We start from the raw sequence: 1,761 nt of genomic DNA on the forward strand, positions 1-1,761 counted from the left end.
ACTGACGCAAAGTGAGATTAATGAGCACAACTGGAAGTCGCGTCCGTTTCGTGCGCCGCACCATTCCAGTTCGATGGCTGCATTAGTTGGTGGTGGCTCGGTGCCAAGACCGGGTGAGATTTCTTTGGCTCACAATGGGTTATTGTTCCTTGATGAAATGCCGGAGTTTGACCGTAAAGTGTTGGACTCGTTACGAGAACCACTGGAATCGGGTGAGATCATCATTTCGCGCGCACAAGGAAAAACGCGTTTTCCTGCTCGTTTTCAGCTGGTGGGCGCGTTGAATCCAAGCCCAACTGGCTATTACGAAGGGAATCAAGCTCGCACTAACCCTCAAGCTATTTTGCGTTACTTAGGTCGTTTATCGGGACCGCTTCTCGACCGTTTTGATATGTCGTTAGAAATTCCATCCTTACCGAAAGGCACGTTGGCGGAAGGTGGTGATCGAGGTGAACCCACGGAACTCGTCAAAGAGCGCGTCAGTCTTGCTCGCGAGAGCATGCTCAATCGAAACGGCAAAGTCAACGCACTGCTCGGCAGCCGTGAGATTGAGGCATTTTGTCCGTTGCAAAAAAGCGATGCGGAATTTCTCGAAACTGCACTACATCGGCTGGGCTTATCGATTCGTGCCTATCATCGCATCATTAAAGTGGCCCGCACGATAGCGGATTTAGAAGGTGCTGAGCAGATTGAACGTTCTCATTTAGCGGAAGCGCTCGGGTATCGCGCGATGGACCGATTGCTGAAACAAATCACGGCTCAAGCCGTGTAGTGGTCATTTGAGAGGAGTTCGCGGCGAGTATTCACATGTTCGCCGCGAGAACCATGTTAGAAGCTGTAGTTAAAGCCTAACGACAAAAGGTATTCATTTTCGTCATAAAAGGTGATGTTTGAATCGGTTTGGCTATAACCCGCGAAGGAAATGAACGACCAGTTTTGCCAATCAAACACGTTTTGGTATTCGTAAGCGGCAAACAAACTCAAGGTGTCATCACTGCGCGTTTTCGCAAAAGTTTGGCTCGCCGATTGATAATCTTTGAGTGCATAGCCTGCGGTTAAGGCTAAACGATGACGGTTGATGAACTTAAACCAACTTACGTCAAAGGCATAAGAGTCATACGATTCTGCTTTTCCATCCGCATCTTGGTTGATGTAGGTGAACGCGGGTTGCAGTAGCGATGTTTGGTCTAGTGAAATACGATATTCGCCTTTTACGTAATAAATACTGGCATCACGCGCGAGTGAACGATCGGTGACTTCATCTTGTTCGACATCTTTATCGGCATAAGCTAAATCGAGGGTGAAGTTTCTATCGACCAAACCTTTGATTTGAAATCGATAGGCGTTACCACCTTCATCCGTTGTTTTACGAGCCGTACCTACTTGATAAGGATTACGCCACGTTTCGCCTTTGAGGACGGTCGGAAGGTAAGAGACATCCAATACTGTGCCTGACGGCAGTTCGTACTGATAGCCTAATTGAAAAGCCAGCGTACCGACTGCCACATCGGAACGCGTTGTACCAGCATACACTTGGTGGTTGAGCTGGTGACCAAACGTGTAGGCGACACTTCCGAGCGGCGCTGCGATGACGGTTGTGTCGCTTTCAGCGCTTTGGTTTAACGAGTCGATGGTTTTGCTGTTGTCGGTATTAAAGTTCGATTCCGATGAAATCACACCAGCATTGATTGAGATTTCGCCGCTGAACCCTGCAGTTTCAGCGAGTTGAGCCTGAGCAGCACTGACGACAAAGGCCAAAGG

2 protein-coding genes are annotated in these 1,761 nt (G+C 48.7%); one reads left to right on the plus strand and one right to left on the minus strand.

The features are described 5' to 3' along the window. Positions 1-772, plus strand: a 772-nt coding sequence (locus R7127_RS26020; protein ID WP_318148662.1) for an ATP-binding protein, incomplete at its 5' end; no start/stop codon positions are given. 56 nt (positions 773-828) lie between these two features. On the opposite strand, the gene R7127_RS26025 is transcribed toward R7127_RS26020, so the two are convergent. Further along, on the minus strand, positions 829-1,761 hold a 933-nt coding region (locus R7127_RS26025; protein WP_318148663.1), incomplete at its 5' end, for a DUF2860 domain-containing protein.

The sequence above is a fragment of the Vibrio sp. 1159 genome, from assembly GCF_033340395.1.
GTDB lineage: Bacteria > Pseudomonadota > Gammaproteobacteria > Enterobacterales > Vibrionaceae > Vibrio > Vibrio alginolyticus.